Below are 26,184 nucleotides of genomic sequence, written 5' to 3' on the forward strand. Positions count from 1 at the left end.
CAGGTCTGCAGGACATGCCTTACCTCGAATCAACCGCGGTTCAGCTTGGCCACCGGACGCGCCAGCAGGTCGCCGAAACGCGCCCGCACGGACGCCTCTATCCCCGGGGCGTCCAGGCCCAGCCCGCTCAACAGGGCCTGCTGGTCGCCGTGGTCGATGAAGCGGTCGGGCAGCCCCAGCTGCAGCACCGGCATGGCGATGCCGGCCGCATTCAGGGCCTCGCATACCGCGCTGCCCGCGCCGCCCATGATGGCGCCCTCTTCCACGGTAACCAGGGCCTCGTGGGTGGCGGCCAGTTCGCGCACCAGGTCTTCGTCCAGGGGCTTGACGAAGCGCATGTCCGCCACTGTCGCGTCCAGGGCCTCGGCGGCGCGCTCGGCGGCGGGCAACAGGGTGCCGAAACACAGGATGGCGATCGTCCCGCCATGGCGCCGCACCACGCCCTTGCCCAGCGCAACCTCTTCCAGGGTGGCGGGCACCGCCGCGCCGCGTCCGCCGCCCCGCGGATAGCGCACCGACGCCGGACCGGGATGGCGATAACAGGTGGTAAGCAGCCGGCGCGCCTCGGCCTCGTCGGACGGCGTGGCCACGACCATATTCGGAATGCAGCGCAAAAAGGCGATGTCGTAATTGCCGGCGTGGGTGGCGCCGTCGGCGCCCACCAGGCCCGCCCGGTCCAGCGCGAAGGTCACATCCAGGTTCTGCAGGGCAACGTCGTGGATGAACTGGTCATAGCCGCGCTGCAGGAAAGTCGAATAAATGGCCACCACCGGCTTCTGCCCTTCGCAGGCCAGGCCGGCGGCGAAGGTCACGGCGTGCTGCTCGGCGATGCCCACGTCGAAGTACCTGGACGGAAAGCGGCGCTCGAATTCCACCAGCCCGCTGCCTTCGCGCATGGCCGGCGTGATGCCCACCAGTTTTTCGTCCTGTCCGGCCATGTCGCACAGCCATTGGCCGAAAACCTGGGTGAAGGTCACCTTGGCGGGCGATTTGGCCGGCACGATGCCCACGGCCGGGTCGAACTTGCCCGGGCCGTGGTAAAGCACGGGATCCGCCTCGGCCAGCTTGTACCCCTGCCCCTTGCGCGTCACCACGTGCAGGAACTGCAGGCCCTGCAGCGCCTTCAGGTTTTGCAGCGTTGGAACCAGCGCGTCCAGGTCGTGCCCGTCGATGGGCCCCACGTAGTTGAAACCGAATTCCTCGAACAGCGTGGCCGGCGTCACCATGCCCTTGGCATGCTCCTCGATGCGGCGGGCCAGTTCGAGCACCGGCGGCACGTGCTGCAGCACCGCCTTGCCGACGTTCTTGGCGGCCGCATAGAAACGGCCCGACATCAGGCGCGCCAGGTAGCGGTTCAGCGCTCCCACCGGCGGCGAGATCGACATGTCGTTGTCGTTCAGGATGACCAGCAGGTTGATGCCCGGCGTCACGCCGGCATTGTTCATGGCCTCGAAGGCCATGCCCGCGGACATGGCGCCGTCGCCGATCACGGCGATGTGCTGGCGCGACACTCCGGCATTGCGCGATGCCACGGCCATGCCCAGCGCCGCCGAAATGGACGTCGACGAATGCGCCGTGCCGAAGGCGTCGTACTCGGATTCGCAGCGGCGCGGAAAGCCGGAGATTCCATCGGCCTGCCGCAGGTGTGCCATGCCCTCGCGGCGGCCGGTCAGGATCTTGTGAGGGTAGGACTGGTGCCCCACGTCCCACACCAGGCGATCGTGCGGCGTATCGAACACATAGTGCAGGGCCAGCGTCAATTCCACCGTGCCCAGATTGGACGACAGATGCCCACCGGTGCGGGAAACCGAAGCCAGTATGAAGGCCCGCAGTTCGTCGGCGACCTTTTTCAGCGCGCGACGGTCCAGTCGCTTGAGGTCTGCCGGGCTATCGATGGTTTCCAGTAATTCTGTGGTCATGCTTTTCGCAACCAAGGTCGCGGACCGATCACGCCGCGGCGTGCGTCAACGGTCCCGCAATACGATGAAATCGGCCAGCTCAGCCAGCCGCGCGCGCCCTTCGCCCAAAGGCGCCAAGGCCTGCAGGGCGGCCTGGCGCAGGTCCTGCGCGAAGGCGCGCGCCTGTTCCAGGCCCATCAACGATACATACGTCGGCTTGTTGTCCGCGGCATCCTTGCCCGCGGTCTTGCCCAATTTGCCGGAATCCGCCGTCACGTCCAGGATGTCATCCACCACCTGGAAAGCCAGGCCCATGGCCTGCGCGTAGTCGTCCAGCGCCTGGCGCGCGCTGGAACTGGCTCCGGACACGATACCCCCCAGCGCCACGCTGACGGCCAGCATGGCGCCGGTCTTCATGCCGTGCATGGTCTGCAGGGCCTCGCGATCCAGCGCCTGGCCCACGCTTTCCAGGTCGATCGCCTGCCCGCCCGCCATGCCCAGGCTGCCCGAGGCGCGCGCCAGCGCCTGGGTCGCCTGCACGACCAGGGCGGGTGCGATAGGCATTTCGGCCAGCAATTCAAAGGCCAGCGGCTGCAGGGCATCGCCGACCAGCATCGCCGTGGCCTCGTCGTACCGCACGTGCGTCGTGGGCCGGCCGCGGCGCAGGGTATCGTCGTCCATGCAGGGCAGGTCGTCGTGCACCAGGGAATAGGCGTGGATCAGCTCCACCGCCGCGGCGGCGCGGTCCAGCGAGGCTTCCACCGCGGCGGCATGGCCGGCGATCGGGCAGGCCTGTCCCGCCGCGTAGACCAGCGCGGCGCGCACGCGCTTGCCGCCACCCAGCACCGCATAGCGCATGGCTTCATGCAGGCGTGCGGGCACGGTGTCGGCCGCGGGCAGGAAATCGTCCAGCGTGCGCTCGACATGCGCGGCGCGATCGGCCAGCCATTCCTGGAAAGCGAGATGGGAGGGCTTCATCCGTTCGGTTCGTCGTCCAGCGCGTCCGGCTCCAGCGGCCGGAGCAGTTCGCCTTCCAGGACACGCACCTGCTGCTCGGCCTGCGCCAGCCGTTCCTGGCAGATGCGCGTGAGTTCGACGCCGCGCCGATAGGCCGCCAGCGATTGCTCCAACGGCAGAGAGCCGTCTTCCATGGCGGCGACCAGCGATTCCAATTGCGCCAGGGCGGTCTCGAAATCCTGCGGCAGCGTCGCCGTGGCGCGGCCGCCGGCGGCGCTGTCCGCGCTGGAAGCGTCCGTCGCGGCGGGGAAAGGATCGTGCGGATCGGCTTGCGTGGGAGCCAAGCGTGTCTCCGAAAAACAGACTATGGGTAATCCTGGAATTGTACGAGATCGCGAACCGGGGCCCCCAGGCCATCCCGGATTGCGTTCGGCGCCAGCCCTTCTTATAGTCTCCCGCCTGGCGCAACGGCCGCATCGCGGCCCGGGCCTGCACGGATGGGCAGGCTGGCGCCGCTTCCATAACAAGGGGAAATCTATGCATACGTGGTTCCGCTTCATCGCCGCGGCCGCCCTGGCCGCCTTGACCGCCGCCGGCGCGGCGCAGGCCCAGACCTATCCCGCGCGGCCCATCAAGGTGATCTCGCCCTTCCCCGCCGGCGGCGCCACGGACGTCCTGACCCGCCTGCTGGCCGAACGCATGGGCAAGGACCTGGGCGTGGCCATGATCGTGGAGAACCGCGCCGGCGCGGGAACCAGCATCGGCGCGTCTTTCGTCCAGCGCGAGCCCGCCGACGGCTACACCATTCTCATGGCCACCAACTCCACGCTGGTCACCAATCGCTATCTATACAAAGAGCTGCCCTACGATCCCGACGGCTTCGACCCCATCGGCATGGTGGGCATCGGTCCCCTGGTGCTGCTGTCCAGCCCCAAGGCGCCCTTCTCCAACACGAAGGAATTGGTGGACTACGCGCGCAAGCACCCCGGCAAGGTGACCTTCGCCACATTCGGCCCGGGCACCTCGTCGCACCTGGCGGCCGAACAGTTCAAGAGCCTGACCGGAACGGACATGCTGCACGTGCCCTTCAAGGGCGCCACGCAGGCCCTGCCGGCCCTGATCTCCGGCGACGTGGACATCTTCTTCGATATGGTGGCCACCGGCATGCCGCAGGCCGATGCCGGCAAGGTCAAGGTCTTCGGCATCACCAGCCCGCAACGCCTGGACAGCGAGCCCAAGCTCGCCACGCTGGCCGAGCAGGGCTATCCCAAGTTCGACATCACCGCCTGGTTCAGTTTCGTCGCCCCGCGGCACACCTCGCCGGAAGCCCTGGCCAAACTGCGCGCCGCGCTGGCCGATGCGCTGAAGGACGAAACAGTGCGCAAGAAAATGCTGGAGATGGGCATACAGCCTGCTTCCGGCACGCCGGAAGCCCTGACGGCGCAGATCAAGGCGGAGCAACCGGTCATCCAGCAACTGGTGCGGCAGGCCAATGTGGCCCTGCAATAAACCCGTCATCATGCAAAGGCGCGCCCCACGGGCGCGCTTGTAGCGGCTGGGGTACAATTACCGTTTAGTTTCTTCGATCGGCCAGACCGATTTTTCTTCGCGCCAGAACGGATTCTTGCCGTCCTGGCTTTTTTATCCGAGCGGAGGGAATCATGACCGACATTGGTCGGATGGCGCAATTCGTGCCAGCTCGCACCCAGCTACCCGTCAGCGCTTACTTTGACGAAGCCCGTTTCCAGCGCGAGCAAGAACTCATTTTCAAACAGTCCGCGCTTTACGTCGGCCATCGGAACATGGTGCCCGAAGTCGGCGATTGGCGTACGCTGGTCCAGGAAAAAGGCGGACGTGCCCTCGTCCATACTCCCCAGGGGATAGAACTCATCTCAAATGTCTGCCGCCACCGCCAGGCTCTGATGCTGGGCGGCGTGGCGGGCAATGTCGCGGGCGACGTCAACACGTCGGGCAATCTGCGGGCCACGGGCGGCAACATCGTCTGCCCCCTGCACCGCTGGACCTATAGCGCACAGGGGGAACTGCTGGGCGCGCCGCAGTTCGACAGTACGCCCTGCGCCAGGCTGGACCGCTTCCGCCTGCGCGATTGCCATGGCTTGTTGTTCGAGGGCCCGCGCGACCCGCTGCAGGATATCGGCGGCCTGTTCGGGCGGCCCGAATTCGACTTCGGCGACTACGTGCTGGACCGCGTGCAGATCCACCAGTGCAACTACAACTGGAAGACCTTCATCGAGGTCTACCTGGAGGACTACCACGTCGGGCCTTTCCATCCCGGCCTGGGCCGCTTCGTCACCTGCGACGACCTGGCGTGGGAGTTCGGTTCCTGGCACAGCGTGCAGCGCGTCGGCGTGCACCAGGCGCTGGCCCATCCGGGCTCGGACGTGTATCGCGCCTGGCACGACCGGGTACTGGATTTCCGCCAGGGCGAAACCCCCGATTTCGGCGCCATCTGGGCAACTTACTTCCCCACGCACATGATCGAGGTCTATCCGCACGTGCTCGTGCTATCGACCCTGCATCCGCGCGGACCGCAGGACACGCTGAACGTGGTGGAGTTCTACTACCCGGAGGAAATCGTCGCCTTCGAACGCGAATTCGTCGAGGCCCAGCAGGCGGCCTATATGGAAACGGCCGTAGAGGACGACGAAATCGCGGAACGCATGGATGCCGGACGCAAGGCCCTGCTGGACCGAGGCGTCTCCGAGGCCGGCCCCTACCAGTCGCCGATGGAAGACGGCATGCAGCATTTCCACGAGTGGTACCGCCGCATCATGGCCGAAACGGATCCGCATCCCTAATCCCATCCCCGGAAGCGCAAAACGGCGCCATGGCAACATGGCGCCGTTTTGCTTCGATCCGCCTGGCTGCCTGCAACAGCCACCAGGAACGGCCGCAGTAGCCGCGGCCCGGCGCAATCCATGCCGGGCCGCCGGGGTTCGATCCGCCGTCCGGCCCACGCGCCGTCCTTCAGCCCTTCTCACGCGGCCGCGAGGGATCGCTGATCCATTCGCTCCAGGAACCCGGATACAGGCGCGAGCCCGGCAGCCCGGCGACTTCCATGGCGAACAGATTGGCCGAGGCCGTAATGCCGGATCCGCACTGGTGGACGATGGATGCGGGCGGGCGGCCGCCCAGCACGGCCTCGAATTCCTGCCGCAGTTGCGCGGGCGACTTGAAACGGCCGTCGGCCTCCAGGTTGTCCGTATAGGGCCGGTTCAGGGCGCCCGGGATGCGGCCGGCCTCCGGGTCGATGGGTTCCACTTCGCCGCGATAGCGGGCCGCCGCCCGCGCGTCGACCAGCGTGAAGGACGGGTCGCGCAGATTGGCCAGCACGGCATCGGCATCCACCGCGCCCACCAGCGAGGGGCGGGGCGACGCAGCGGCACCCGGGGCGGGCGCCGGAGGCGGGCCGCTTTCCACGGGCTGCCCGGCCGCCGTCCAGGCTTGCCAGCCGCCATCCAGCACCGCCACCCGTTCATGGCCGATCCAGCGCAGCAGCCACCATAGGTGCGCCGCGAACTGCCCGCCGCTGGCATCGTAGGCCACCACGAGCGTATCGGGGCCGACGCCGTGGGCCGCCATCAGGCTGGCCAGCGCGGCGCGCTCGGGCAAGGGATGGCGTCCGTTGCGGCCGGTGTGCACGCCGGCCAGGTCCTTCTCGTTGTCCAGGAAATGCGCCCCGGCAATGTGCGATTCCTCGAACTGTCGCCGGCCGGCGGCGAAGTCGCCAAGATCGTGACGCACGTCGAAAACGCGCACCTGGGGGTCGTCCAGCCGGCTCGTCAGTTGCGAGACCGACATCAGGGTCATCGAAGTCATGCCTGTTTCTCCCGTGAGGATAGCGCCGCGGCCCGCGATTCGCGCATCGTGCGCCATATCGACAGCAAGCCGGCGACGACGATCAATCCCATGCCCAGCCACGCCATGTCGTCCAGATGGTCGTGCCAGAATGCCATCCCCAGGATGGCGGCGAAAATGATGGTGGTGTACTGCAGCGCGGCCGTCAACAGCGCGGAGCCCAGCCCGAAAGCGCGCGTCACGGCCAATTGCCCGAACAGTCCTGACAGCCCGATGCCCGCCAGGGCGGTATAGCCGGCCAGGTCCGTATCGCCCCAGCCTTCCGTGCCCAGGCCGACCACGCTGCTCAGGCAAACGCCGCAGGAAAAAAACAGCACGGTACGCCATTCGGGCTCGCCGATGCGGCCGAGTTCGCGTATCTGCATCATCGCGACCGCCGACGTACCGCCGGCCGTCAGGCCCAGCAGCGCCGCCAGCCATTGGTCCTCGCCGATACTGGGCCGCAGCACCGCGATCACGCCCAGAAAGCCCAGCGCCACGGACATGATGCGCACGATGTCCCGCTGGGCCCCGCCCCATCCCAGCATCCATGCCGCGATGAACAGGGGCGACGTATAGGAGAGGCTGGTCGCCGTGGCCAGCGGCAGGTGGGCCAGGGCGAAAAAACCCAGCCACATGGAGCTCACGCCGGCCAGGTTGCGCCAGAAATGGGGTTTCCAACTGGTGGGGATGATGGACTGCCGGCCCGCGCGGGCCCAGATCAGCAGCAGGACGACCGATGGCAGGCCGCGAAACAGCACCACCTGCGACAAGGACGCCTCGTGCTCCGTCGCCAGCTTCACGCAGGAACCCATGATGGCGAACATGAGGGACGCCAACAACATCCAGAGAGCCTGCATGGAGGGGAAACCGGAAGCGGGAAGTTGCAAGAAGGCGATACTATACTCCGCGATGGCCCCGTCTCCGCGACATCCGGCGCGCCCCTCGGCGCCCTACCATCCGCGGTCTGGCTCGCGCGCCGCGGAACCTGGAAGACCCAGGGCCGTCAAAGCTACATCGCTCGCAAAGGGACCATAAAAACCATGAAACGCATTGTTCTGTTCGTGCTTACCAACCTGGCCGTCATGCTCGTACTGTCGGCCACGTTGCGCATTCTGGGGATCGACCGCTACCTGACCGCCAACGGGCTCAACGTCAGCGCCCTGCTGGTCTTTTCGCTGGTGGTGGGCTTCACCGGCGCCATCATCTCGCTGCTCATGAGCAAGCCCATGGCCAAGTGGAGCACCGGCGCCCAGGTCATCGACCCGAACGCCCCGCGCAGCCAGCGGGAAGCATGGCTGGTCGACACGGTGCACCAGCTGGCCGACCGCGCAGGCATCGGCCGGCCGGAAGTGGCCATCTACGATGGCGCGCCGAACGCCTTTGCCACGGGCGCCTTCAAGAACGATTCGCTGGTCGCGGTCAGCACCGGGCTGCTGGACAGCATGACAGAGGAAGAAGTCGCCGCCGTCCTGGGGCACGAGGTGGCCCACATCGCCAATGGCGACATGGTCACCCTTACCCTGATCCAAGGGGTCGTCAATACCTTTGTCGTATTCCTGGCCCGCGTCGTGGGCTACTTCATCGACAAGGCGGTGTTCCGCAATGAACGCGGGGTCGGCCCCGGTTATTTCATTACCGTGATCGTCTGCGAGATCCTGTTCGGCATCGTCGCGTCCATCATCGTGGCCTGGTTCTCGCGCCAGCGCGAATACCGCGCCGATGCGGGCTCCGCCCATCTGCTGGGTTCGCGCGATCCCATGATCCGCGCCCTGGCGCGCCTGGGGGGCCTGGAAGCCGGCGCGCTGCCGAAGTCCTTCGAGGCCTCCGGCATCGCCGGCGGCGGCGCCATCAGCGCGATGTTCGCCTCGCACCCCCCCATCCAGCAGCGCATCGCCGCCTTGCAGCGCGTGGCGGTCTAAGGCCGCGGGTACCGGCGGAAGGTGGCCGTCGCCAGCGGGCGGCGGCCGCCGCCGTCACGACATCAGCACTCCACGATATTCACCGCCAGGCCGCCGCGCGCCGTCTCCTTGTACTTGATCTTCATGTCGGCGCCGGTTTCCCGCATGGTCTTGATCACCGAATCCAGCGAGACGTAATGGTGGCCGTCGCCGCGCAAGGCCATGCGGGCGGCATTCACGGCCTTGATCGAGGCCATGGCGTTGCGCTCGATACAGGGAATCTGCACCAGGCCGCCCACCGGGTCGCAGGTCAGGCCCAGGTTGTGTTCCATGCCGATTTCGGCGGCGTTTTCCACCTGCGAAACGCGGCCGCCCAGCACCGCGGCCAGGCCGCCGGCCGCCATGGAACAGGCCACACCGACCTCGCCCTGGCAACCGACTTCCGCGCCCGAGATCGAGGCGTTGAACTTGTACAGCAGGCCGATGGCCGCCGCGGTCAGCAGGAAATCGTGCACGCCCGTGCGCGAAGCCCCGGGCACGAAGCGATCGTAGTAATGCAGCACCGCCGGGATGATGCCGGCGGCGCCATTCGTGGGCGCCGTCACGACGCGGCCGCCGGCGGCATTTTCCTCGTTGACGGCGATGGCGTACAGGTTGACCCAGTCCATGACCGATAGCGGATCCGACAGGGTGCGTTCCGCGCGCTGGGTCAGGCTGCGATAGAGCTCGGGAGCGCGCCGGCGCACGCGCAGCGGCCCCGGCAGCTCGCCGTCCGCATCCGGGTGGCCGATGCCGCAACCCCGGGCCACGCACTGCTGCATGACGTCCCAGATACGGTCCAGGCCTTCCCGCACCTGGTCTTCGCTGCGCCAGGCGAGCTCGTTGCGCATCATCAGCTGCGCCACGGTCAGTCCGGAGGCGGCCGTCATATCGACGAGTTCGCGCCCGGTGCGGAACGGAAAGGGCAACTGGTCGTGGGCCGCCATGACCTGGGTGTTGGGCGCCCCCGCCGTCACGACGAAGCCGCCGCCGACGGAAAGATAGCGCGACTCCCGCAGCGGATTGCCTTCGGCGTCGAAGGCATGGAATTTCATGCCGTTGGGGTGTTCGGCCATGGCCTCGCGGCGATAGAACAGCAAATGCTCTTTTTCGACGAAGGGTACCCGGTGCTGTCCCAGCAGCGGCAATTGCCGGCTGGCGCGCACCGCCTGCAGCATGCCGTCGATGGCGGACGGATCCACGGTGTCCGGCGCCTCGCCCATCAGGCCGAGCATGACGCCCTTGTCCGTGCCATGCCCTTTCCCGGTGGCACCCAGCGAGCCATAGAGCTCGGCGCGCACGCTGGCGACCGAAGGCAGCAGCCCGTCGCGCCGCAGGCCCTGGGCGAACAGCAGCGCGGCCCGCATGGGGCCGACCGTATGCGAACTCGAAGGACCGATACCGATCTTGAACAGATCAAAGACAGAAACCGCCACGATGGCTCCGCAGGCAACGCCGTCCCGCATCCCCCGCGTCCCGGCACATCGCTATGATAGCCCGCGGGCCCCGTCGATACGCGCCCACGCCGCCGCGTTCCGGGATCGCGCGTGAAAACGATTTCAACGTCTCCGTCCCCAAAGCGGGGAACCATGCGATCATTGGGCCCTGGCCCGTCCCCGGCACTTCCACCTTACGCCACGCACTGATCCATGTCCGGAATCCTGACCCTGCTCGACTTCGCCGGCTATGTCGCCCTGCTGTTATGGGGCGTTCATATGGTCCAGACGGGCGTGCAGCGCGCCTTCGGCGCGGCCCTGGGGGCGGTACTGGGCAGGGCCCTGGGCACCCGGTTGCGCGCGTTCGCGGCCGGATTGGGCATTACCGCCGCCTTGCAAAGCAGTACGGCCACCGGCCTGATGATCACGGGCTTCGCGGCCGGCGGCATGGTCGGCCTGGTGCCTGCCCTGTCCGCCATGCTGGGCGCCAATGTGGGCACGACCTTGATCGTGCAGGTCCTGTCCTTCGACCTGACCGCGCTGGCACCGATCCTGATCCTGTTCGGCGTGTGGATGTTCCGCCGCTATCCGCCGGGGCGCACCCGCGACCTGGGCCGCGTCTTCATCGGCCTGGGCTTGCTGCTGATTTCGCTGCACTCGCTGGTGGACCTGTTCGCGCCGTTCCAGAACGCCCCCCTGCTGCGCATCCTGCTGCAGGCCCTGGCCACCCAGCCCGTCGCCGCCATGCTGGTGGCGGCCGTCCTGACCTGGGCCGCCCATTCCAGCGTCGCCGTGGTGGTACTGCTGATGTCCATGGCCTCGCACCAGCTGGTCACGCCGGAGGCCGCCTTCGCGATGGTCCTGGGCGCCAACCTGGGCACGGCCGTCAACCCCATGATCGAAGGCGTCACCGGCGACGATCCCGCGGCGCGGCGCCTGCCGCTGGGGAATCTGCTGACCCGGGTCGGCGGGGTGGTGGTCGGCCTGGTCCTGCTGCCCTGGCTGGGCCCCTGGATGTCGGCCCTGTCGGACGACCCGGCACGCGCCGTCGCCAACTTCCACACGCTGTTCAATGCCGTGGTCGCGGCCGTCTTCCTGCCGCTGCTGTCGCCCTATGCCGCGCTGCTGACGCGCTGGCTGCCCAAGCGCATCGATCCCGACGATCCCGCCCGCCCGCAATACCTGGACGAATCGGCGCACGACATCCCGGCCGTGGCCCTGGGCAATGCGTCGCGCGAAGCCCTGCGCATGGCCGATATGCTGCAAACCCTGCTCGCCCTCGCGCGCGCCGGCTTCAAGCGTGATAACCGGCACCGCCTGCCGCAGGCCAAGCGCCTGGACGTGGCCATGGACAAGCTGGAAACGGCGATCACGCTATACCTTGCCACGCTGGACCGCGAAAGCATGACCAGCGAGGACGTGCAGCGCATGGAGCAGATCCTGGCCTTCGCCAGCAACATCGGCCATGCCGCGGACATCGTCCATGGCGGCCTCCTGAGCCACGCCACGCGCCTGCGCAAACAGGGGTGGACGCTGGCCCCGGAGCAGCGGCAGCAACTGGACGAATCCATGGGCCAGCTGCTGACCAATGAACGGCGCACCGCGGCCCTGTTCGTCAACGCCGACCTGCGCCAGGCACGCGCCCTGGCCGGCGAAAAGGAAAGCTTCCGCGCGCTGGAAAGCCAGGCCGCGGAAGCGCATCTGCAGAAGATCAAATCCGGCCAGGTCGAGGAAGCCGAAATCGGGCAGATGTACCTGGACATCCTGCGCGACGTCAAAGGCGTGAACTCCTATCTGGTCGGCGCGGCGGCGTATCCGGTCCTGGCCAAGGAAGGCGAGCTGCTGCCCAGCCGGCTGCGGGAATCGGCCAATTGAAAAGGCGCGCCACCGCGCGCCCCTTGGCCTTGCGCCTTTATTTCAGGTACTGGGAGAACCAGTCGCACATCCGGCGCCAGCCGTCCTTGGCGTCCGTTTCGTTGTAGCTCGGCCGGTAGTCCGCCAGGAAGGCATGGCCGGAGTCGGGATAGACGACGAATTTCGACGCCTTGGCGTGGTCGTTGCCCTCGGCCAGGCGCTTCTTCATCAATTCGACGTCCTCCAGGGGAATGCTGGTGTCCTGGGCGCCATACAGGCCCAGCACGGGACCGTGCAGCTCCTTGGTCACATCGACGGCATTGCGCTTGATCAGCGGGCCATGGCCCTGCGTCAGCTTGCCGTACCAGGCGACGCCGGCCTTCACCTTGGGACTGTACGCGGTGTACATCCAGGTGATACGGCCGCCCCAGCAGAAGCCCGTCACACCGACGCGGCCGGCATCGCCGCCGTGCTGAGCGGCCCAGGCCACGCTGGCGTCCAGGTCGGCCATGACTTGCTCGTCGGGCACCTTGGCGACGATGTCCTGGATCAGCTTGGGGATATCGGTGTAGGTGGACGCATCGCCCTGGCGCTCGTACAGATTGACGGCAATGGCGAAATAGCCTTCCTTGGCCAGGCGACGGCATACGTCCTGGATGTGCTCGTGTATGCCGAAGATCTCCTGCACGACACAAACGATGGGCACGTCGGTCTTGCCCTCGGGCAGGGCGTAATAGGCCGGCACGGTGCCGTCCTTGACCGGCAGATCGATCAGGCCGTGCGTCAGGCCCTGCGGGCTGGTATGAATGGCCGTGCCTTGCACGGTTCCGGCGGCGGGCGAAAAACTCATGGCGGTATCCTCGGGCTGGGGTGGAGCACATGGGCGGCGCGTCAGGATGGCCGCCCCGGGCGCCGTCCTTCCGGCGCTTCCGCCCGATTATGCCGCGCATTCCCTTAACGCGTGCTGGAACCACCGCCCGCCGCCGGTCCGGTGCGCCGGCTGCCCTTCCTGCCACGCCGCCCGGCTAGTGCGCCTGCTCCCAGTTCTTGCCCACGCCGACCTCCGCCACCAGCGGCACGCGCAGCCGCGCGACATTGCACATCAGGCCGGGCAGCTCGGCGCGCACGCGCTCGGCCTCGGCATCCGGCACCTCGAGCACCAGTTCATCGTGCACCTGCATGATCATGCGAGTCAGCAGTCCTTCCTGCTCGATCCAGCGCTGCACCGCAACCATGGCCATCTTGATCAGGTCGGCCGCGGTACCCTGCATGGGCGCGTTGATGGCGGCACGTTCGGCCGCCTGCCGGCGCGGTCCCGACCCGCCGCGGATTTCCGGCAGCCACAGCCGACGTCCGAATACCGTTTCCACGTAGCCCTGTTCGCGCGCCAGGACGCGCGTCGACTCCATATACTGCGCCACGCCCGGATAGCGGGCGAAATACCGGTCGATGTAGGCCTGGGCCGCCTCGCGCGTGATGCCCAGGTTGGACGCGAGCCCGAATACGCCCATGCCGTAGATCAGGCCGAAATTGATGGCCTTGGCGGCGCGCCGCTGCTCCGCCGCCACGGCTTCCAGCGGCACGCCGAAGACCTCGGCCGCCGTGGCGCGGTGGATGTCCTCGCCGGCGGCGAAGGCCTGCTGCAGATTGGCGTCGTCCGAGACGTGGGCCATGATGCGCAGTTCGATCTGCGAATAGTCCGCCGACATCAGCACGCCGCGCTCGGCGACGAAGGCCTCGCGTACCCGACGGCCGGCCGGCGTGCGCACCGGAATGTTCTGCAGATTCGGTTCGGAAGACGCCAGCCTGCCGGTGATCACCGCCGCCTGGGCATAATGCGTGTGCACGCGGCCGGTGGCGGGATTGATCATGCGCGGCAGCTTGTCCGTGTATGTCGATTTCAGCTTGGACAGGCCACGGTATTCCAGCAGTACCTGTGGTAGCGGATAGTCCTGCGCCAGCTTGCTCAGGACTTCCTCGTCGGTTGAAGGCGCCCCGCTGGCGGTCTTGCGCACCACGGGCAGCTGCATGCGGCCGAACAGGATTTCCCCCAGCTGCTTGGGGGAATTCAGGTTGAACGGTTGGCCGGCCAGCTCGTATGCGCGCTGTTCCAGCGTCAGCATCTCCTGCCCCAGGGCCGAGCTTTGCCGATGCAGTTCCTGCGCGTCCACGCGTACGCCCGTGCGCTCGATTTCGGTCAGGACCTCTGAAACCTGGATTTCCAGTTTGTAGATGGTCTCCAGGCCGGGATCCGCGCTGACGCGCGGGCGCAGCAGGCGATGCATCTGCAGGGTGAAGTCGGCGTCCTCGGCGGCGTAGTGGCCGGCGCGGTCTATCGGCACCTCGTCGAAGCAGATCTGGTTGGCGCCCTTGCCGCACAAGGCCTCGTAGGTGATGCCGCTGCGGCCCAGCCAGCGCTGCGCCAGGTCCGCCAGGCTGACACTGCGGTGCGATTCCAGCACATAGGCCTGCAGCATCGTGTCTTCCGCGATCCCGGCCAGGCGCACGCCCTCGTTGCGCAGCACGTGGGCATCGTATTTGGCATTGTGCAGCAGCTTGGGAATGGCGGGGTCTTCCAGCCAGGCGCGCAGGCGCTGCAGCACTTCGTCCTTGGGCAGTTGATCCCCGGCCTCCGGCCCCCGATGGGCCACGGGGATATAACAGGCCACGCCGGGCTCGACGGAGAACGACAAGCCCACCAGGCGCGCCTGCATTTCGTCGAGCGAGGTGGTTTCCGTATCGACCGCCGCCAGCGGGGCCGCGCGCAGCTTTTCCAGCCAGGCGTCGAACGCCGTCCAATCGGTGATGACCTGGTAGTCGACCTCTGCCGGCGGCTCGGGCCGTTCCGGGGCGATGCGCGAATCGCCGGCCGGCACGCGTTCGGTTTCGCCGCTGACCTCGCGCAGCCAGGTGCGGAAGCCATAGCGCTCGTACAGCGCGAGCAGGGCTTCCTTGTCCTCTTCCAGGGGGACCAGGGATTCGGGCCCGGCCATGGTGGCGCTGAGGTCGCAGTCCCGGCGCACCGACAGCAATTCGCGCGTGAGCGGAAAGTTGGCGATGGCCGTGCGCAGGTTGTTGCCCGTGACCCCCTTGATGGTTTCCGCGGACTCCACCAGCTTGTCGATGCTGCCGAACTCCGTCAGCCACTTGACCGCGGTCTTGGGGCCGACCTTGTCGACGCCCGGGACGTTGTCCACCGCATCGCCGATCAACATCAGGTAATCGACGATGCGCGCCGGCGGCACGCCGAACTTCTTGACGACCCCGGCGGGATCCAGCGTTTCGCCGGTCATGGTATTGACCAGCGTGACATGGTCGTCCACCAGCTGTGCAAGATCCTTGTCGCCGGTGGACACGATGGTCTTGATGCCGTGTTCGGTGGCGATGCGCGCCAGCGTACCGATGACGTCGTCGGCCTCCACGCCTTCGATGGCGAAGATCGGCCAGCCCAGCGCGCGCACGACGTTGTGTATGGGTTCGATCTGCGCAGCCAGGTCTTCGGGCATGGGCGGCCGATGCGACTTGTACTCGGGATACAGGTCGTCACGGAAGGTTTTCCCCCGGGCATCGAAAATGCAAGCCACGTACTGCGCGTCATAGTCCTGCTTTAGCTTCCGGAGCATATTGACGACGCCGTACAACGCCCCGGTCGGCTCGCCTTGCGCGTTGCGCAAGTCGGGCATGGCATGATAAGCGCGGTACAAATAGCTAGAACCGTCAACCAGCAACAGGGTTTTATTCATGGTCAAAAAGGAAGATGGCAGGGACACGCCCGCCGGCAAGCAAATACCGGTGATTATGTCAGAGATACTGACCGCGGCTGAGAAGCTGCGCGACCTTGGTCCGGCCGTCAGCATTTTCGGCAGCGCGCGCGTCAGCCGGGAATCGCCCTACTACGCACAGGCCGAGGCATTGGCCGCGGCGCTGGCGCAAGCGGGTTTCGCCATCATCGCGGGGGGCGGACCGGGCATTATGGAAGCCGCCAATAAAGGCGCATTCGAAACAGGCGGCACCAGCGTCGGCCTGAATATCGTTCTTCCGCACGAGGCGAACAATAACGAGTACCAGACCATCAGCCTGATGTTCGAGTATTTCTACGCACGCAAGGCGACGTTCTTCATGCACAGCTTTGCCTACGTGGCGCTGCCGGGCGGCTTCGGCACCCTGGACGAATTGTTCGAGGCCCTGACGCTGGTCCAGACGGGCAAGGTACCGCCGGCGCCCATCGTGCTCATGGGCAAGGACTACTGGCATGGCGCGGTGGACTGGCTGGCCAAGACGGTGCTCAGCAACGGCATGATCGGGGCGCATGACCTGGAGCTCTTCATCGTGGAAGACGATCCCAAGGTGGTGGTCAGCCGCATTATCGACTTCCATACCCGCTATCTCTCCCCGGAGCAGTACGCACCTTCTTTGCCGGCCTGAAGCCAGGCCGGATCGCGCGGCCGCGTCGGCGCGGCGGGGATACCGCCGTACCATCCTGGGGGCGGCCTCTTCGTCCGTGCGCAAGGGCGGCGTGCCGGCCGGACCGGACCGGGCCGGACCGGACTGGACTGGACTGGACTGGATTGGACTGGACTGGACGGGACTCGATCCGCTGGCGCGCCCGATTGGCGCACTCCGCATTCCGCCCGCGCACCGGACCGCAGCGCCCGGCGATCCGAAATGGTGCACTTCGCCATGTTTCGGTGCATAAGCGCGCACAGAATCGGCGCATTTGTTTCATTTTGAAACTTCTAACCGGCGCGGCCGTCCGCCGGCGGGCGCCTGGACGCCGGGTTCTCTCCCATTTGGGCCGCCCCTCTCGCCCTCAATATGGCACGCATTTTGCATCGACCCGGTGCAACGCCACTGCGACCCGCGCCGTCTTCCCGGCCGGCCCGCCGCGGCATTTTTCCATCCTTCTTGCCGGAGACCCGCCGCCTCATGGACGTGCCACGCCCCATCCTGGACGCCCCGCATGCCGGCGGCTGGCTGGCAAGTCTGCGATTGGGCCTGGCCTGCCGGCAGGGACGTACCGTTCTGGCCCGGCGCCAGCACCTGGGGCCCCTTATGGTCCAGAAGGCGCTGTATCCGGAAGGGGACAGCGGCATCTGCCACCTGACCCTGCTGCATCCGCCCGGCGGCCTGGCCGCGGGCGATACGCTGCGCCTGGACATCGAACTCGAACCCCATGCGCACGCCGTTTTCTCCACGCCGGGCGCGACCAAGTGGTACAAGGCCCATCCCCGTTACCCGTCGCGGCAGGACGTGGACATCCGCGTCGGCGATGGCGCCCGCCTGGACTGGCTGCCGCTGGAGAACATCTTCTTCGACCATAGCCAGGCTTGCCAGCGCATCGACGTCCAGCTTGGGACGGGCGCCAGCGCGCTGGGCTGGGATGCGGCGCTGCTGGGCCGCCAAGCGGCGGGCGAAACATGGAGCGCCGGCCAGGCGCGCACCGATTTCCGGCTGCGGGACGGCACGGGCCGGCTTCTGTGGGCGGAGCGGCAACGCCTGCGGGCGGACGCCGGCCTGCGAGAGGCGCCTCAGGGCCTGGGCGGACTTCCCGCCTACGGCACGCTGTGGGCCGCAGGGCCCGCCTGCACGCGGGAACTGGCGGAATCGCTCGCGCCCGGCCTGCCCTTCGACGCCGGCCTGCGCGCCGGCGCCACCAGCCCTGCCTCCGGCGTGCTGCTCGTGCGCGCCGCCGCCGCCCACATCGAACCGCTGCGGCGCCTGTTCGCCGCGCTGTGGCTGCAACTGCGCCCGCGGGTGCATGGCGTTCCCGGCCGCCCCCTGCGTTTGTGGGCGACCTGATATCCCCTGGACCCTTCCCATGAAGCTGACGCCCCGAGAGAAAGACAAGCTCCTGATATTCACCGCCGCCCTGCTGGCCGAACGGCGCAAGGCGCGCGGCCTGAAACTGAACTACCCCGAAGCCGTGGCCTATATCAGCGCCGCACTGATGGAAGGCGCCCGCGACGGCAGGACCGTCGCCGAGCTGATGGACTACGGCACCACCCTGCTGACGCGCGAGGACGTCATGGAGGGCGTTCCCGAAATGATCCCCGACGTGCAGATCGAGGCCACTTTCCCCGACGGGACCAAGTTGGTGACGGTCCATCACCCGATCGCCTGACCGGCGAACCTATGCCCCTTTTGCCATGGAGAACATCAAGAGATGAACCGTTCACGCATCGCGGCGATCGCCGCATGGTCCACGCTGCTGGTCGCCGGCGCCGCCGGCGCGCATCCCCTGCGGGAACATATCGCCGAGGCGGCGGGCATGGCATCCAGCGCCGTGGCGGGCCTGCTGCATCCGCTGACCGGACTGGACCACTTGTGCGCCATGATCGCCGTTGGCATGTGGAGCGCGATGACGGCGCGCCGAGTCTGGCTCGCGCCCCTGAGCTTCGCGGCCGTCCTGCTGCTTGGCGCACTGGTCGGCCTGGCGCGTGTACCCATGCCCGCCGTGGAACCCATGATCGCGGCATCGCTGCTGGTATTGGGGCTGCTGGTGGCTGCCCGCGCGCGGCTGCCGGAGTGGGCCGGCGCGGCCATCGCGGCGCTGTTCGCCTTCTTCCACGGGCATGCGCACGGCCATGAGCTGCCGGAAGCCGCCAGCGCCGGTGCCTATATCGCGGGCTTCATGGCCGCGACGGTGGGATTGCATTGCGCCGGCATCGCCGCCGGCGTGGCGCTGCGCCAGGCGCATGCCTGGCTGCCGCGCATCGCCGGCCTGGGCGTGGCGCTGTACGGCGCCGTGCTGCTGGCCGCTTGAAAGAAGGAGCGCGCGATGATACCCGGCGAGCTCCTGGTGGACGATGGCGAAATAGAACTGAACGCCGGCCGCGCCACGATCACCGTCACGGTGGCCAACACGGGCGACCGGCCCATCCAGGTCGGTTCGCATTACCACTTCCATGAAGTCAACGACGCATTGCGCTTCGATCGCGCGGCGACGCGCGGCTACAGGCTGAATATCACGGCCGGCACCGCCGTCCGCTTCGAGCCCGGCCAGACACGCACCGTGGAATTGGTTGCCCTGGCGGGCGAGCGCGCGGTCTACGGGTTCGCGGGCCGCGTGATGGGCAAACTGTGAAGCCGGGCCGCCTATCGCGAGCGCGCGGCCGGCAGGCCCGCGCCGGCATCCCCCTGATGAACACCAGCCCGGCGCGCGGCGCCGCGGGAGCATACGCATGAGCGTGAAAATAGGCCGCCGCGCCTACGCGGAAATGTTCGGCCCCACCACCGGCGACCGCATCCGGTTGGCCGACACCGAGCTTCTTATCGAGATCGAGCGTGACTACACGACCTACGGCGAGGAAGTGAAGTTCGGCGGCGGCAAGGTCATCCGCGACGGCATGGGCCAGTCGCAGCGCCCGGGCGCGGAAGTCGCCGATACGGTCATCACCAATGCGGTCATCCTGGATCACTGGGGCATCGTCAAGGCCGATATCGCCTTGAAAGATGGCCGCATCCAGGCCATAGGCAAGGCCGGCAATCCCGATATCCAGCCCGGCGTGACCATCGTCATCGGCGCCGGCACCGAGATCATCGCGGGCGAAGGCAAGATCGTGACGGCCGGCGGTATCGATGCCCACGTCCATTTCATCTGCCCCCAACTGATCGACGAGGCCCTGGCGGCCGGCCTGACGACGCTGCTGGGCGGCGGCACCGGCCCCGCCACCGGCACGGCCGCGACCACCTGCACCCCCGGGGCCTGGCACATCGAACGCATGTTGGCGGCCGCGGACGGCTGGCCCATCAACATCGGCCTGCTGGGCAAGGGCAATGCCAGCCAGCCGGCGCCGCTGCTGGAGCAGATCGACGCCGGCGTCATCGGCCTCAAGCTGCACGAAGATTGGGGCACCACGCCCGCGGCCATCGATTGCTGCCTGGGCGTGGCGGACCGAACGGATACGCAGGTCGCCATCCATACCGACACCTTGAACGAAGCCGGCTTCGTCGAAAGCACGATCGCCGCCTTCAAGCAGCGCACCATCCACACTTACCACACGGAAGGCGCCGGCGGCGGCCACGCGCCCGACATCCTGAAAGTGGCGGGCCTGCCCAACGTGCTGCCGTCTTCCACCAACCCCACGCGCCCCTACACGATCAATACCGTCGACGAGCACCTGGACATGCTGATGGTGTGCCATCACCTGGACGCCGCCATCGCCGAGGACGTCGCCTTCGCGGAATCCCGCATCCGCCGGGAAACCATCGCCGCCGAAGACATTCTGCAGGACCTGGGCGCGATTTCGATGATCTCCAGCGACTCCCAAGCCATGGGACGCATCGGCGAAGTCATCATGCGGACCTGGCAGACCGCGCACAAGATGAAGGTGCAACGCGGCGCCCTGCCCGGCGACGGCCGCGCCGACAATGCGCGGGCCAAGCGCTACATCGCGAAATACACCATCAATCCGGCGCTAACGCACGGCATGGCCCACGAGATCGGCTCGGTCGAGCCGGGCAAATGGGCCGACCTGGTGCTGTGGGATCCGGCCTTCTTCGGTGTCAAGCCCGATATGGTGCTCAAGGGCGGCATCATCACCACCGCGCTGATGGGCGATCCCAACGCCTCCATTCCGACGCCGCAGCCGGTACACTACCGGGACATGTTCGGCACGCGCGCCGGCGCGCTGGCGCGGGGCTCCCTGACCTTTGTTTCGCAATCCGCCTACCAGGCCGGCATCGCGGCGAAGTACGGCTTGTCCAAGCGCGTGGTGCCCGTCCACGGCATCCGGGGCGTACGCAAATCGCATATGGTGCACAACGACTGGCAGCCGCACATCGAAGTCGATCCCGAAACCTATCGCGTCGTCGCCGATGGGCAGGAGCTGATCTGCGAACCCGCCCGGGTGCTGCCCATGGCGCAACGCTACTTCCTGTTCTGAACGCCGGCGCATCCAACGTTCAGATTCGCATGAGACGCATAGAAAAAGTGGTCGGCCGCGGCCAGGCTGTCGCCAAGGCGCTGTTGCGGCGCGCGCCCACCCTGACCCTGCCCTTCGAATCGCGCAGCCGCAGCCGCCTGGCCGCCACGCTCGATAGCGGCGAGGAAGTCGCCCTGTTCCTGCCGCGCGGCACCGTGCTGCGCGATGGCGACGCACTGGTCGCCGAAGACGGCGGCCTGGTGCGCGTGGTCGCCGCGCCGCAGCCCGTCCTGCGGGCCACCAGCGTCGACCCGCACATCCTGCTGCGGGCCGCCTATCACCTGGGCAACCGCCATACACCCGTGGAAGTCGGTCCCGACTACCTCCAGCTGGAACAGGATCCCGTACTGCGCGATCTGCTCCTGCGGCTGGGGTTGCAGGTGGTCGAGGTCCAAGCCCCCTTCGAGCCGGAGGCCGGCGCCTACGGCGGCGGGCACAAGCATGGCCATGACGAAACCTTCGCGGAAGACTACGCACTGGCGCAGCAGGCGTATCGCCAAAGGCATGGGCATGGGCATGAGCACGATCATGGACACGACCATGATCATCCTCACGAGCACGGGCACGATCATGACCACGGTCATGGACACGATCACGGCCACGGTCACAGTCACGATCACGGCCACGGGCATGCCCATCATTGCGAGCATGACCACGGGCACGAACACCTCCATCACGGACATGCGCACGATCATGAGCACGACCACGAGCACGGTCACGACCGCGATCATGGACACGCCCACGGGGATGCCCACCAGCACGGCAGGGACAAGCCGCATCGCCATGGGCACAAGCACTGAACTCATCGCGCTGCTGCACCTGGCGTCGCCGGCATTGCCGATCGGCGCGTTCAGCTATTCGCAGGGACTGGAAGCGGCCATCGAAGCAGGCGTCATCGCCACCGCCGAGGACGCGCGGCAATGGATCGCGCACGGCCTGGATATCGTGGCCGACGGCGAAGCCGCCTTGCTCGGGCAGCAGTACCGCAATTGGGCCGGCGGCGACATACCCGCGGTTGCCGGCCTGAACGAATGGCTGCTGGCCATGCGCGAATCCGCTGAACTGCGCCAGGAAACCGAACAGATGGGATGGTCGCTGGCGCGGCTGCTGGACGAACTCGAATGGGGCGATGCCGCGGGCCGCGCGGCGCTGCGGGCCATGCAGCCGCTCAGCCTGCCCACTGCCTATGCCTACGCGGCGCAGCGTGCCGGCGCACGGCTGGAGGACTGCCTGTCGGCCTGGCTGTTCGCCTGGGCGGAAAACCAGGTCGCGGCGGCCCTGAAGGCGGTTCCCCTGGGCCAGGTGGCCGGCCAGCGCATTCTTTTCGGCCTGCATGGCGCCATCGGACAGGCCGCGCGCCGAGCCGCCGCCACGCCGGAGGAAGAAGCCTCGACATTCGCGCCTTTGCTGGGCATTCTCTCCGCGCGCCACGAAACCCAGTATTCGCGCCTGTTCCGGTCATGATGCGCATTCCCTCGCTAACCCCGCACAATTCTGGCTTACGACCATGACTCAGCGCACGAAGAAAAACCCGCCCCTGCGGGTAGGCATCGGCGGCCCCGTCGGCTCCGGCAAGACGACCTTGACCGAGATGCTATGCAAGGCCATGCGCGATACCTACGACCTGGTGGTCATCACCAACGACATCTACACCAAGGAAGACCAGCGCCTGCTGACGGTGGCCGGCGCCCTGCCCGCCGAGCGCATCATGGGGGTGGAGACGGGCGGCTGCCCCCACACGGCCATACGCGAGGATGCCTCCATCAACCTGGAGGCGGTCGACCGCATGCTGGCGCGCTTTCCTGACGCCGACATCGTGTTCATCGAGTCCGGGGGCGACAATCTGGCCGCTACCTTCAGTCCCGAGCTCTCCGACCTGACCATCTATGTCATCGATGTGGCCGGTGGCGAGAAAATCCCGCGCAAGGGTGGCCCCGGCATCACCAAGTCCGACCTGCTGGTGATCAACAAGACCGACCTGGCGCCCATGGTGGGCGCATCGCTGTCTATCATGGAAGAAGACACGCGGCGCATGCGCGGTACACGCCCCTACGTGATGAGCGACATGAAGGCGGGCGCCGGCCTGCCCGACATTGTGCGCTTTATAGAACAGCGTGGCCTGCTGGCGGCCTGAGCCCGCCGCCAGCGCTCGCACGCGACGACGGCACGGGCGCCGGTCGCCGCGGGCGGGTCCGGCGGGCTGACATAAAACTGAAAACCCTACTGCAGTACGGGATGAACTGGACGTACATCCCAAGGATGGGATCATCACACCATGCGATTATTCGCAGGTCATCATAGGATCCCGTTCGATGGAAAACGCTTTTCTCGACGCCCTGAAGCGTCGCCGTACGCAGTACTCCCTGGGCCGCAACCTTCCCGTGTCGCATGAAGCGGTCACGACGCTCATCCAGGAAGCCGTCAAGCACACCCCTTCGTCTTTCAACTCCCAAAGCTCGCGCGCCGTCATCCTGTTCGGCGCCCAAAGCCTCAAACTGTGGGACATTGCCAAGGCGGCCCTGCGCAAGATCGTGCCGGCGGACGCCTTCGCCGCCACGGAGAAGAAGCTGGACAGCTTCGCGGCCGGCGCCGGCACGGTGCTGTTCTTCGAAGACCAGGACGTCGTCAGGGCCTTGCAGGAGAAATTCCCGCTGTATGCTGACAACTTCCCCGTGTGGTCCGAACAAGCCGGCGGCATGGCTCAACTGTCGGTCTGGTCCACCCTGGCCAACGCCGGCATCGGCGCCAGCCTGCAACACTACAACCCGCTGATCGACGAAGCCGTCGCCAAGGAATGGAACATTCCGGCCAGCTGGAAACTGCGCGCCCAAATGCCCTTCGGCTCCAATGAAGCTCCCTTCAACGAGAAGGCCTTCATGGACGACGCGCAACGCTTCCGCGTGCATCGCTGATCGCCTGGGCGCTGCCCACGCGCCGGCAGCAGAGACCTTCTGATTCATGCCCGGCAGGGAATCGCCGGACGCGGCAAGCGTCCGGCGATTCCTCTACGTAAAGCCCTCAGCCGGGCTTGATGTTCCGCTCCTTGACGACCCTGCTCCACTCGTCGATCTCCGTGGAGATCAAAGTGCCGAACGTCTCAGGCGTATTCGGTTGTAGCGGAGCCACATACCCTTGCTCCGTGAAGGCACGTTGGAGCCCCGGGTTCAGGAAGATGGCATTGATAGAGTCGTTCAGACGCCGGGTGATATCCGGCGGCGTTCCCGCCGGCGCCATCAAGCCAAACCAGGTGTCCAGGTTCAGGCCGACGATTCCCGTTTCGTCCACGGTGGGAACGTCCGGTATCGCGGACGCCCGCTGTCGCGACATGACCGCAACGGGGCGGACGCTACCGGCCTGGATATAAGGCAAGGCCGCGGGCAATACGCCGAATAGCAGATCGACTCGACCGCCGATGAGGTCCACGAAGCCCGGCGCGCTGCCACGGTATGCGACGTGCACCATCGCGGTATCGGTCTCGCGCTGGAACAGTTCGCATAGCAAATGGCCTGTGGATCCCACTCCGGACGACGCGCAGGTCACCGTCGCCGGGTAAGTCCGCGCCAGCGTGACAATGTCCCGCACGTACTTGATCGGCGTGCGTTCGCCAGTGAGAATGACGTTGGGAACGGTGGCGAGAAGCCCGATAGGAAGCAGGTCCTTGCCCAGGTCAAACTTGAGGTGCGGGTACATCGTCTTATGTACCGTGTTCGAGCGTGTACTCAAGTAAAGCGTATAGCCATCTGGCACTGCCCGTGCCACATGCTCCGCGGCTACGTTGCTGGCAGCACCGGGGCGATTCTCCACGAGGACTTTCTGTCCCAGCTCGTCGGCCAAGTACCTGGCCAATATGCGAGCCAGCCCGTCGGTTCCGCCGCCCGGAGTGAACCCGATCACCAATGTAATGGGCCGCACGGGATACGTCGCTGGCGCCTCGGAAGCAGAGGCGGCCATGGGTAGCGTGCTTCCGATCAGAGTGAGAGCGGCCAACTCCCGTATGCAGGAATGCATCCCTGTCTCCATGTATTCGCGCTCCGAAAGAAGGGTCAAACAGCTCGCAGAAAGGTGCCATCAGTGCTCCGCTGCGCCTGCGGGTTCCATTCCGCATTCCAAGAGGGGCGGGCCGGTTCGGTCGCCGAAGCCAATAGGAGTGGCGCGGCCCGCACCGGCGTATGAGCGCCGCGAGCCGACTGCCCATGCATACCAAAGCAAAGGCCGCCTTTTCGCCGGCCTTACTTGGGATATGTAATCGACCAGTTCCCCTTGTCAGCGCGGTACGATGTTGCGCTCCCGCACGATCGTGGTCCACCTCTCCGTCTCTTCCACGATCAGTTGCCGCAGTGTTTCCGGCGTATTGGGACGCAGAGGCGCGACATAACCCTGCGATGTAAAGGCCTCCTGCACTTCCGGCTTGAGCAAGACGGTATTCACGGAGTGGTTCAAGCGCTCGATCGTGCTCGCCGGCGTACCCGCCGGCACCATCAGTCCAAACCACGCATCCAGATCTATGCCAGAAAGCCCCACTTCCTCGACCGTGGGAACATTGGGCAGTATTGCTGTTCGCTGAGGCGACAGCACCGCGATAGGCCGCGCCGTCCCCGCCTGTATGTGGGGCATCGCAGCCGGCAGCGCAGCAATCAAAAAATCCACGCGCCCGCCGATTACATCGGTGAAAGCAGGCGCACTACCACGATAGGCCACATGCAGTAAGTCGGTCCCGGTCTCTTGCTGAAATAGCTCGCACATCAGGTGCGCGGTCGATCCGACGCCGGTCGACGCACAGCTCACCGCGCCTGGGTACGCTTTCGCCAGACCGATCACGTCCTTGATGTCTTCGACCGGCCCATTGGCGCCGGAAACGAATATGGTTGGCACTGTTGCGAGAAGCCCGACCGGAACAAGATCAGTACTCATATCGAACTTAAGATGTTCGTACATGATCTTGTGTATTGTGTTCGGACGAATGCTTATATACAGCGTGTATCCGTCGGGGGCGGAGCGTGCAACGTACTCCGCCGCGACATTTCCTGCCGCGCCTGGACGGTTATTCACGAGGACCGTCTGTCCCAGATCATCGGTCATATGTTTCGCAAGCAGCCTGGCCAGGCCATCTGCACCGCCGCCCGCGGTCGAACCGACGATCAGAGTGATCGGGCGCGTCGGATATGCAACATCAGCCTGGGCAGCCTGGGCGCCCAAGGGAACGGCACTAGCACTTCCAACCAATGTAAGGATGGCAAGCTCACGCCTGCAGAAGCTCATTCCTGTCTCCGTTTTTATTAAACCCAGATCTTCCTAGAGGCCATCCGCGCCCGCGCGA

Annotated in this window: 24 protein-coding genes; 14 read left to right on the top strand and 10 right to left on the bottom strand. The window is 66.6% G+C overall.

Going from position 1 to position 26,184, the window contains the following annotated elements:
- Window positions 1-29: 29 nt before the first annotated feature.
- Genes dxs through BAU06_RS17265 form a run of 3 tightly spaced genes read right to left on the bottom strand, consistent with a single transcriptional unit; the run spans window position 30 to window position 3,103 of the window.
- Window positions 30-1,919: a 1-deoxy-D-xylulose-5-phosphate synthase gene (dxs, locus tag BAU06_RS17255; protein WP_066352687.1), complete on the bottom strand. Its 1,890-nt coding sequence runs from the start codon at window positions 1,917-1,919 to the stop codon at window positions 30-32.
- Window positions 1,920-1,964: 45 nt separating this feature from the next.
- Window positions 1,965-2,876, bottom strand: coding sequence for a polyprenyl synthetase family protein (locus tag BAU06_RS17260; RefSeq protein ID WP_066352698.1), 912 nt, complete (start codon window positions 2,874-2,876; stop codon window positions 1,965-1,967).
- The gene (locus BAU06_RS17265; protein WP_066359268.1) at window positions 2,873-3,103 is read right to left on the bottom strand and encodes an exodeoxyribonuclease VII small subunit; all 231 of its coding nucleotides are present in this window, start codon (window positions 3,101-3,103) and stop codon (window positions 2,873-2,875) included. Before BAU06_RS17265 ends, BAU06_RS17260 begins: the two co-directional genes overlap by 4 nt.
- Window positions 3,104-3,392: 289 nt before the next feature.
- Here BAU06_RS17265 and BAU06_RS17270 point away from each other — a divergent pair, with 289 nt between their 5' ends.
- Window positions 3,393-4,364, top strand: a complete 972-nt coding sequence (locus tag BAU06_RS17270; protein ID WP_066352702.1) for a Bug family tripartite tricarboxylate transporter substrate binding protein — start codon at window positions 3,393-3,395, stop codon at window positions 4,362-4,364.
- Between the two features lie 152 nt (window positions 4,365-4,516).
- Complete coding sequence (locus tag BAU06_RS17275) at window positions 4,517-5,674, top strand: aromatic ring-hydroxylating oxygenase subunit alpha (protein WP_066352712.1); 1,158 nt, start codon at window positions 4,517-4,519, stop codon at window positions 5,672-5,674.
- A 169-nt stretch (window positions 5,675-5,843) separates the two neighbouring features.
- Here the strand turns inward: BAU06_RS17275 and BAU06_RS17280 are convergent, their stop codons facing one another.
- A complete protein-coding gene (locus BAU06_RS17280) occupies window positions 5,844-6,695 on the bottom strand; it encodes a sulfurtransferase (protein WP_066352715.1) in 852 nt (283 codons plus the stop codon).
- Window positions 6,692-7,573, bottom strand: a complete 882-nt coding sequence (locus BAU06_RS17285) for a DMT family transporter (RefSeq protein ID WP_066352722.1) — start codon at window positions 7,571-7,573, stop codon at window positions 6,692-6,694. The genes BAU06_RS17280 and BAU06_RS17285 overlap by 4 nt, the downstream gene beginning before the upstream one ends.
- Before the next feature lie 183 nt (window positions 7,574-7,756).
- Here BAU06_RS17285 and htpX point away from each other — a divergent pair, with 183 nt between their 5' ends.
- Window positions 7,757-8,635 (top strand): protease HtpX, encoded by an 879-nt coding sequence (gene htpX / locus BAU06_RS17290; protein WP_066352725.1) that lies wholly within the window; start codon window positions 7,757-7,759, stop codon window positions 8,633-8,635.
- 62 nt (window positions 8,636-8,697) lie between these two features.
- Here htpX and BAU06_RS17295 read toward each other — a convergent pair whose 3' ends face one another.
- On the bottom strand, window positions 8,698-10,089 hold the full coding sequence (locus BAU06_RS17295) for an L-serine ammonia-lyase (RefSeq protein WP_066359270.1): 1,392 nt from the start codon (window positions 10,087-10,089) through the stop codon (window positions 8,698-8,700).
- A gap of 213 nt (window positions 10,090-10,302) precedes the next feature.
- Here BAU06_RS17295 and BAU06_RS17300 point away from each other — a divergent pair, with 213 nt between their 5' ends.
- Complete coding sequence (locus tag BAU06_RS17300) at window positions 10,303-11,964, top strand: Na/Pi cotransporter family protein (RefSeq protein ID WP_066352728.1); 1,662 nt, start codon at window positions 10,303-10,305, stop codon at window positions 11,962-11,964.
- 37 nt (window positions 11,965-12,001) lie between these two features.
- Here BAU06_RS17300 and BAU06_RS17305 read toward each other — a convergent pair whose 3' ends face one another.
- Window positions 12,002-12,793 carry a dienelactone hydrolase family protein gene (locus BAU06_RS17305; protein ID WP_066352732.1) on the bottom strand — a complete coding sequence of 264 codons (792 nt, stop codon included), beginning with the start codon at window positions 12,791-12,793 and terminating at the stop codon, window positions 12,002-12,004.
- 175 nt (window positions 12,794-12,968) lie between these two features.
- Entirely contained in the window at window positions 12,969-15,686 is a 2,718-nt protein-coding gene (gene polA, locus BAU06_RS17310; protein ID WP_066352740.1) for a DNA polymerase I, read from the bottom strand.
- Here polA and BAU06_RS17315 point away from each other — a divergent pair.
- The 10 genes from BAU06_RS17315 (at window position 15,685) to BAU06_RS17360 (ending at window position 23,779) form a co-directional block, all read left to right on the top strand.
- Window positions 15,685-16,368, top strand: coding sequence for an LOG family protein (locus BAU06_RS17315; protein WP_462935907.1), 684 nt, complete (start codon window positions 15,685-15,687; stop codon window positions 16,366-16,368). The two genes, polA and BAU06_RS17315, sit on opposite strands and share 2 nt — an antisense overlap.
- Window positions 16,369-16,869: 501 nt before the next feature.
- Window positions 16,870-17,742, top strand: a complete 873-nt coding sequence (locus BAU06_RS17320; RefSeq protein WP_066352744.1) for an urease accessory protein UreD — start codon at window positions 16,870-16,872, stop codon at window positions 17,740-17,742.
- Window positions 17,743-17,761: 19 nt separating this feature from the next.
- Entirely contained in the window at window positions 17,762-18,064 is a 303-nt protein-coding gene (gene ureA, locus BAU06_RS17325; RefSeq protein WP_066352747.1) for an urease subunit gamma, read from the top strand.
- 42 nt (window positions 18,065-18,106) lie between these two features.
- Window positions 18,107-18,706: a HupE/UreJ family protein gene (locus tag BAU06_RS17330; RefSeq protein WP_066352749.1), complete on the top strand. Its 600-nt coding sequence runs from the start codon at window positions 18,107-18,109 to the stop codon at window positions 18,704-18,706.
- A 15-nt stretch (window positions 18,707-18,721) separates the two neighbouring features.
- A complete protein-coding gene (locus BAU06_RS17335; RefSeq protein WP_066352762.1) occupies window positions 18,722-19,027 on the top strand; it encodes an urease subunit beta in 306 nt (101 codons plus the stop codon).
- A 97-nt stretch (window positions 19,028-19,124) separates the two neighbouring features.
- Window positions 19,125-20,828, top strand: a complete 1,704-nt coding sequence (gene ureC, locus BAU06_RS17340; RefSeq protein WP_066352776.1) for an urease subunit alpha — start codon at window positions 19,125-19,127, stop codon at window positions 20,826-20,828.
- A 29-nt stretch (window positions 20,829-20,857) separates the two neighbouring features.
- Complete coding sequence (gene ureE, locus BAU06_RS26275) at window positions 20,858-21,667, top strand: urease accessory protein UreE (protein WP_082988296.1); 810 nt, start codon at window positions 20,858-20,860, stop codon at window positions 21,665-21,667.
- Window positions 21,651-22,331 (top strand): urease accessory protein UreF, encoded by a 681-nt coding sequence (locus tag BAU06_RS17350; protein ID WP_066352783.1) that lies wholly within the window; start codon window positions 21,651-21,653, stop codon window positions 22,329-22,331. The genes ureE and BAU06_RS17350 overlap by 17 nt, the downstream gene beginning before the upstream one ends.
- A gap of 43 nt (window positions 22,332-22,374) precedes the next feature.
- Window positions 22,375-23,001 (top strand): urease accessory protein UreG, encoded by a 627-nt coding sequence (gene ureG, locus BAU06_RS17355; protein ID WP_066352788.1) that lies wholly within the window; start codon window positions 22,375-22,377, stop codon window positions 22,999-23,001.
- A 178-nt stretch (window positions 23,002-23,179) separates the two neighbouring features.
- Window positions 23,180-23,779 carry a nitroreductase family protein gene (locus BAU06_RS17360; RefSeq protein ID WP_066352791.1) on the top strand — a complete coding sequence of 200 codons (600 nt, stop codon included), beginning with the start codon at window positions 23,180-23,182 and terminating at the stop codon, window positions 23,777-23,779.
- 106 nt (window positions 23,780-23,885) lie between these two features.
- On the opposite strand, the gene BAU06_RS17365 is transcribed toward BAU06_RS17360, so the two are convergent.
- Complete coding sequence (locus BAU06_RS17365; protein ID WP_197509315.1) at window positions 23,886-24,701, bottom strand: tripartite tricarboxylate transporter substrate-binding protein; 816 nt, start codon at window positions 24,699-24,701, stop codon at window positions 23,886-23,888.
- Window positions 24,702-25,130: 429 nt separating this feature from the next.
- On the bottom strand, window positions 25,131-26,126 hold the full coding sequence (locus BAU06_RS17370) for a Bug family tripartite tricarboxylate transporter substrate binding protein (RefSeq protein WP_066352807.1): 996 nt from the start codon (window positions 26,124-26,126) through the stop codon (window positions 25,131-25,133).
- Window positions 26,127-26,184: the final 58 nt, after the last annotated feature.

The sequence above is a fragment of the Bordetella bronchialis genome (assembly GCF_001676705.1).
GTDB classification, from domain to species: domain Bacteria; phylum Pseudomonadota; class Gammaproteobacteria; order Burkholderiales; family Burkholderiaceae_B; genus Bordetella_C; species Bordetella_C bronchialis.

What these genes read in the sequence shown, in the direction of transcription:
- dxs (WP_066352687.1), bottom strand. Translation starts at nt 1,919, where the DNA reads ATGACCACAGAATTACTGGAAACCATCGATAGCCCGGCAGACCTCAAG.
- BAU06_RS17260 (WP_066352698.1), bottom strand. Translation starts at nt 2,876, where the DNA reads ATGAAGCCCTCCCATCTCGCTTTCCAGGAATGGCTGGCCGATCGCGCC.
- BAU06_RS17270 (WP_066352702.1), top strand. Translation starts at nt 3,393, where the DNA reads ATGCATACGTGGTTCCGCTTCATCGCCGCGGCCGCCCTGGCCGCCTTG.
- BAU06_RS17275 (WP_066352712.1), top strand. Translation starts at nt 4,517, where the DNA reads ATGACCGACATTGGTCGGATGGCGCAATTCGTGCCAGCTCGCACCCAG.
- BAU06_RS17280 (WP_066352715.1), bottom strand. Translation starts at nt 6,695, where the DNA reads ATGACTTCGATGACCCTGATGTCGGTCTCGCAACTGACGAGCCGGCTG.
- BAU06_RS17285 (WP_066352722.1), bottom strand. Translation starts at nt 7,573, where the DNA reads ATGCAGGCTCTCTGGATGTTGTTGGCGTCCCTCATGTTCGCCATCATG.
- htpX (WP_066352725.1), top strand. Translation starts at nt 7,757, where the DNA reads ATGAAACGCATTGTTCTGTTCGTGCTTACCAACCTGGCCGTCATGCTC.
- BAU06_RS17300 (WP_066352728.1), top strand. Translation starts at nt 10,303, where the DNA reads ATGTCCGGAATCCTGACCCTGCTCGACTTCGCCGGCTATGTCGCCCTG.
- BAU06_RS17305 (WP_066352732.1), bottom strand. Translation starts at nt 12,793, where the DNA reads ATGAGTTTTTCGCCCGCCGCCGGAACCGTGCAAGGCACGGCCATTCAT.
- BAU06_RS17315 (WP_462935907.1), top strand. Translation starts at nt 15,685, where the DNA reads ATGGTCAAAAAGGAAGATGGCAGGGACACGCCCGCCGGCAAGCAAATA.
- polA (WP_066352740.1), bottom strand. Translation starts at nt 15,686, where the DNA reads ATGAATAAAACCCTGTTGCTGGTTGACGGTTCTAGCTATTTGTACCGC.
- BAU06_RS17320 (WP_066352744.1), top strand. Translation starts at nt 16,870, where the DNA reads ATGGACGTGCCACGCCCCATCCTGGACGCCCCGCATGCCGGCGGCTGG.
- ureA (WP_066352747.1), top strand. Translation starts at nt 17,762, where the DNA reads ATGAAGCTGACGCCCCGAGAGAAAGACAAGCTCCTGATATTCACCGCC.
- BAU06_RS17330 (WP_066352749.1), top strand. Translation starts at nt 18,107, where the DNA reads ATGAACCGTTCACGCATCGCGGCGATCGCCGCATGGTCCACGCTGCTG.
- BAU06_RS17335 (WP_066352762.1), top strand. Translation starts at nt 18,722, where the DNA reads ATGATACCCGGCGAGCTCCTGGTGGACGATGGCGAAATAGAACTGAAC.
- ureC (WP_066352776.1), top strand. Translation starts at nt 19,125, where the DNA reads ATGAGCGTGAAAATAGGCCGCCGCGCCTACGCGGAAATGTTCGGCCCC.
- ureE (WP_082988296.1), top strand. Translation starts at nt 20,858, where the DNA reads ATGAGACGCATAGAAAAAGTGGTCGGCCGCGGCCAGGCTGTCGCCAAG.
- BAU06_RS17350 (WP_066352783.1), top strand. Translation starts at nt 21,651, where the DNA reads ATGGGCACAAGCACTGAACTCATCGCGCTGCTGCACCTGGCGTCGCCG.
- ureG (WP_066352788.1), top strand. Translation starts at nt 22,375, where the DNA reads ATGACTCAGCGCACGAAGAAAAACCCGCCCCTGCGGGTAGGCATCGGC.
- BAU06_RS17360 (WP_066352791.1), top strand. Translation starts at nt 23,180, where the DNA reads ATGGAAAACGCTTTTCTCGACGCCCTGAAGCGTCGCCGTACGCAGTAC.
- BAU06_RS17370 (WP_066352807.1), bottom strand. Translation starts at nt 26,126, where the DNA reads ATGAGCTTCTGCAGGCGTGAGCTTGCCATCCTTACATTGGTTGGAAGT.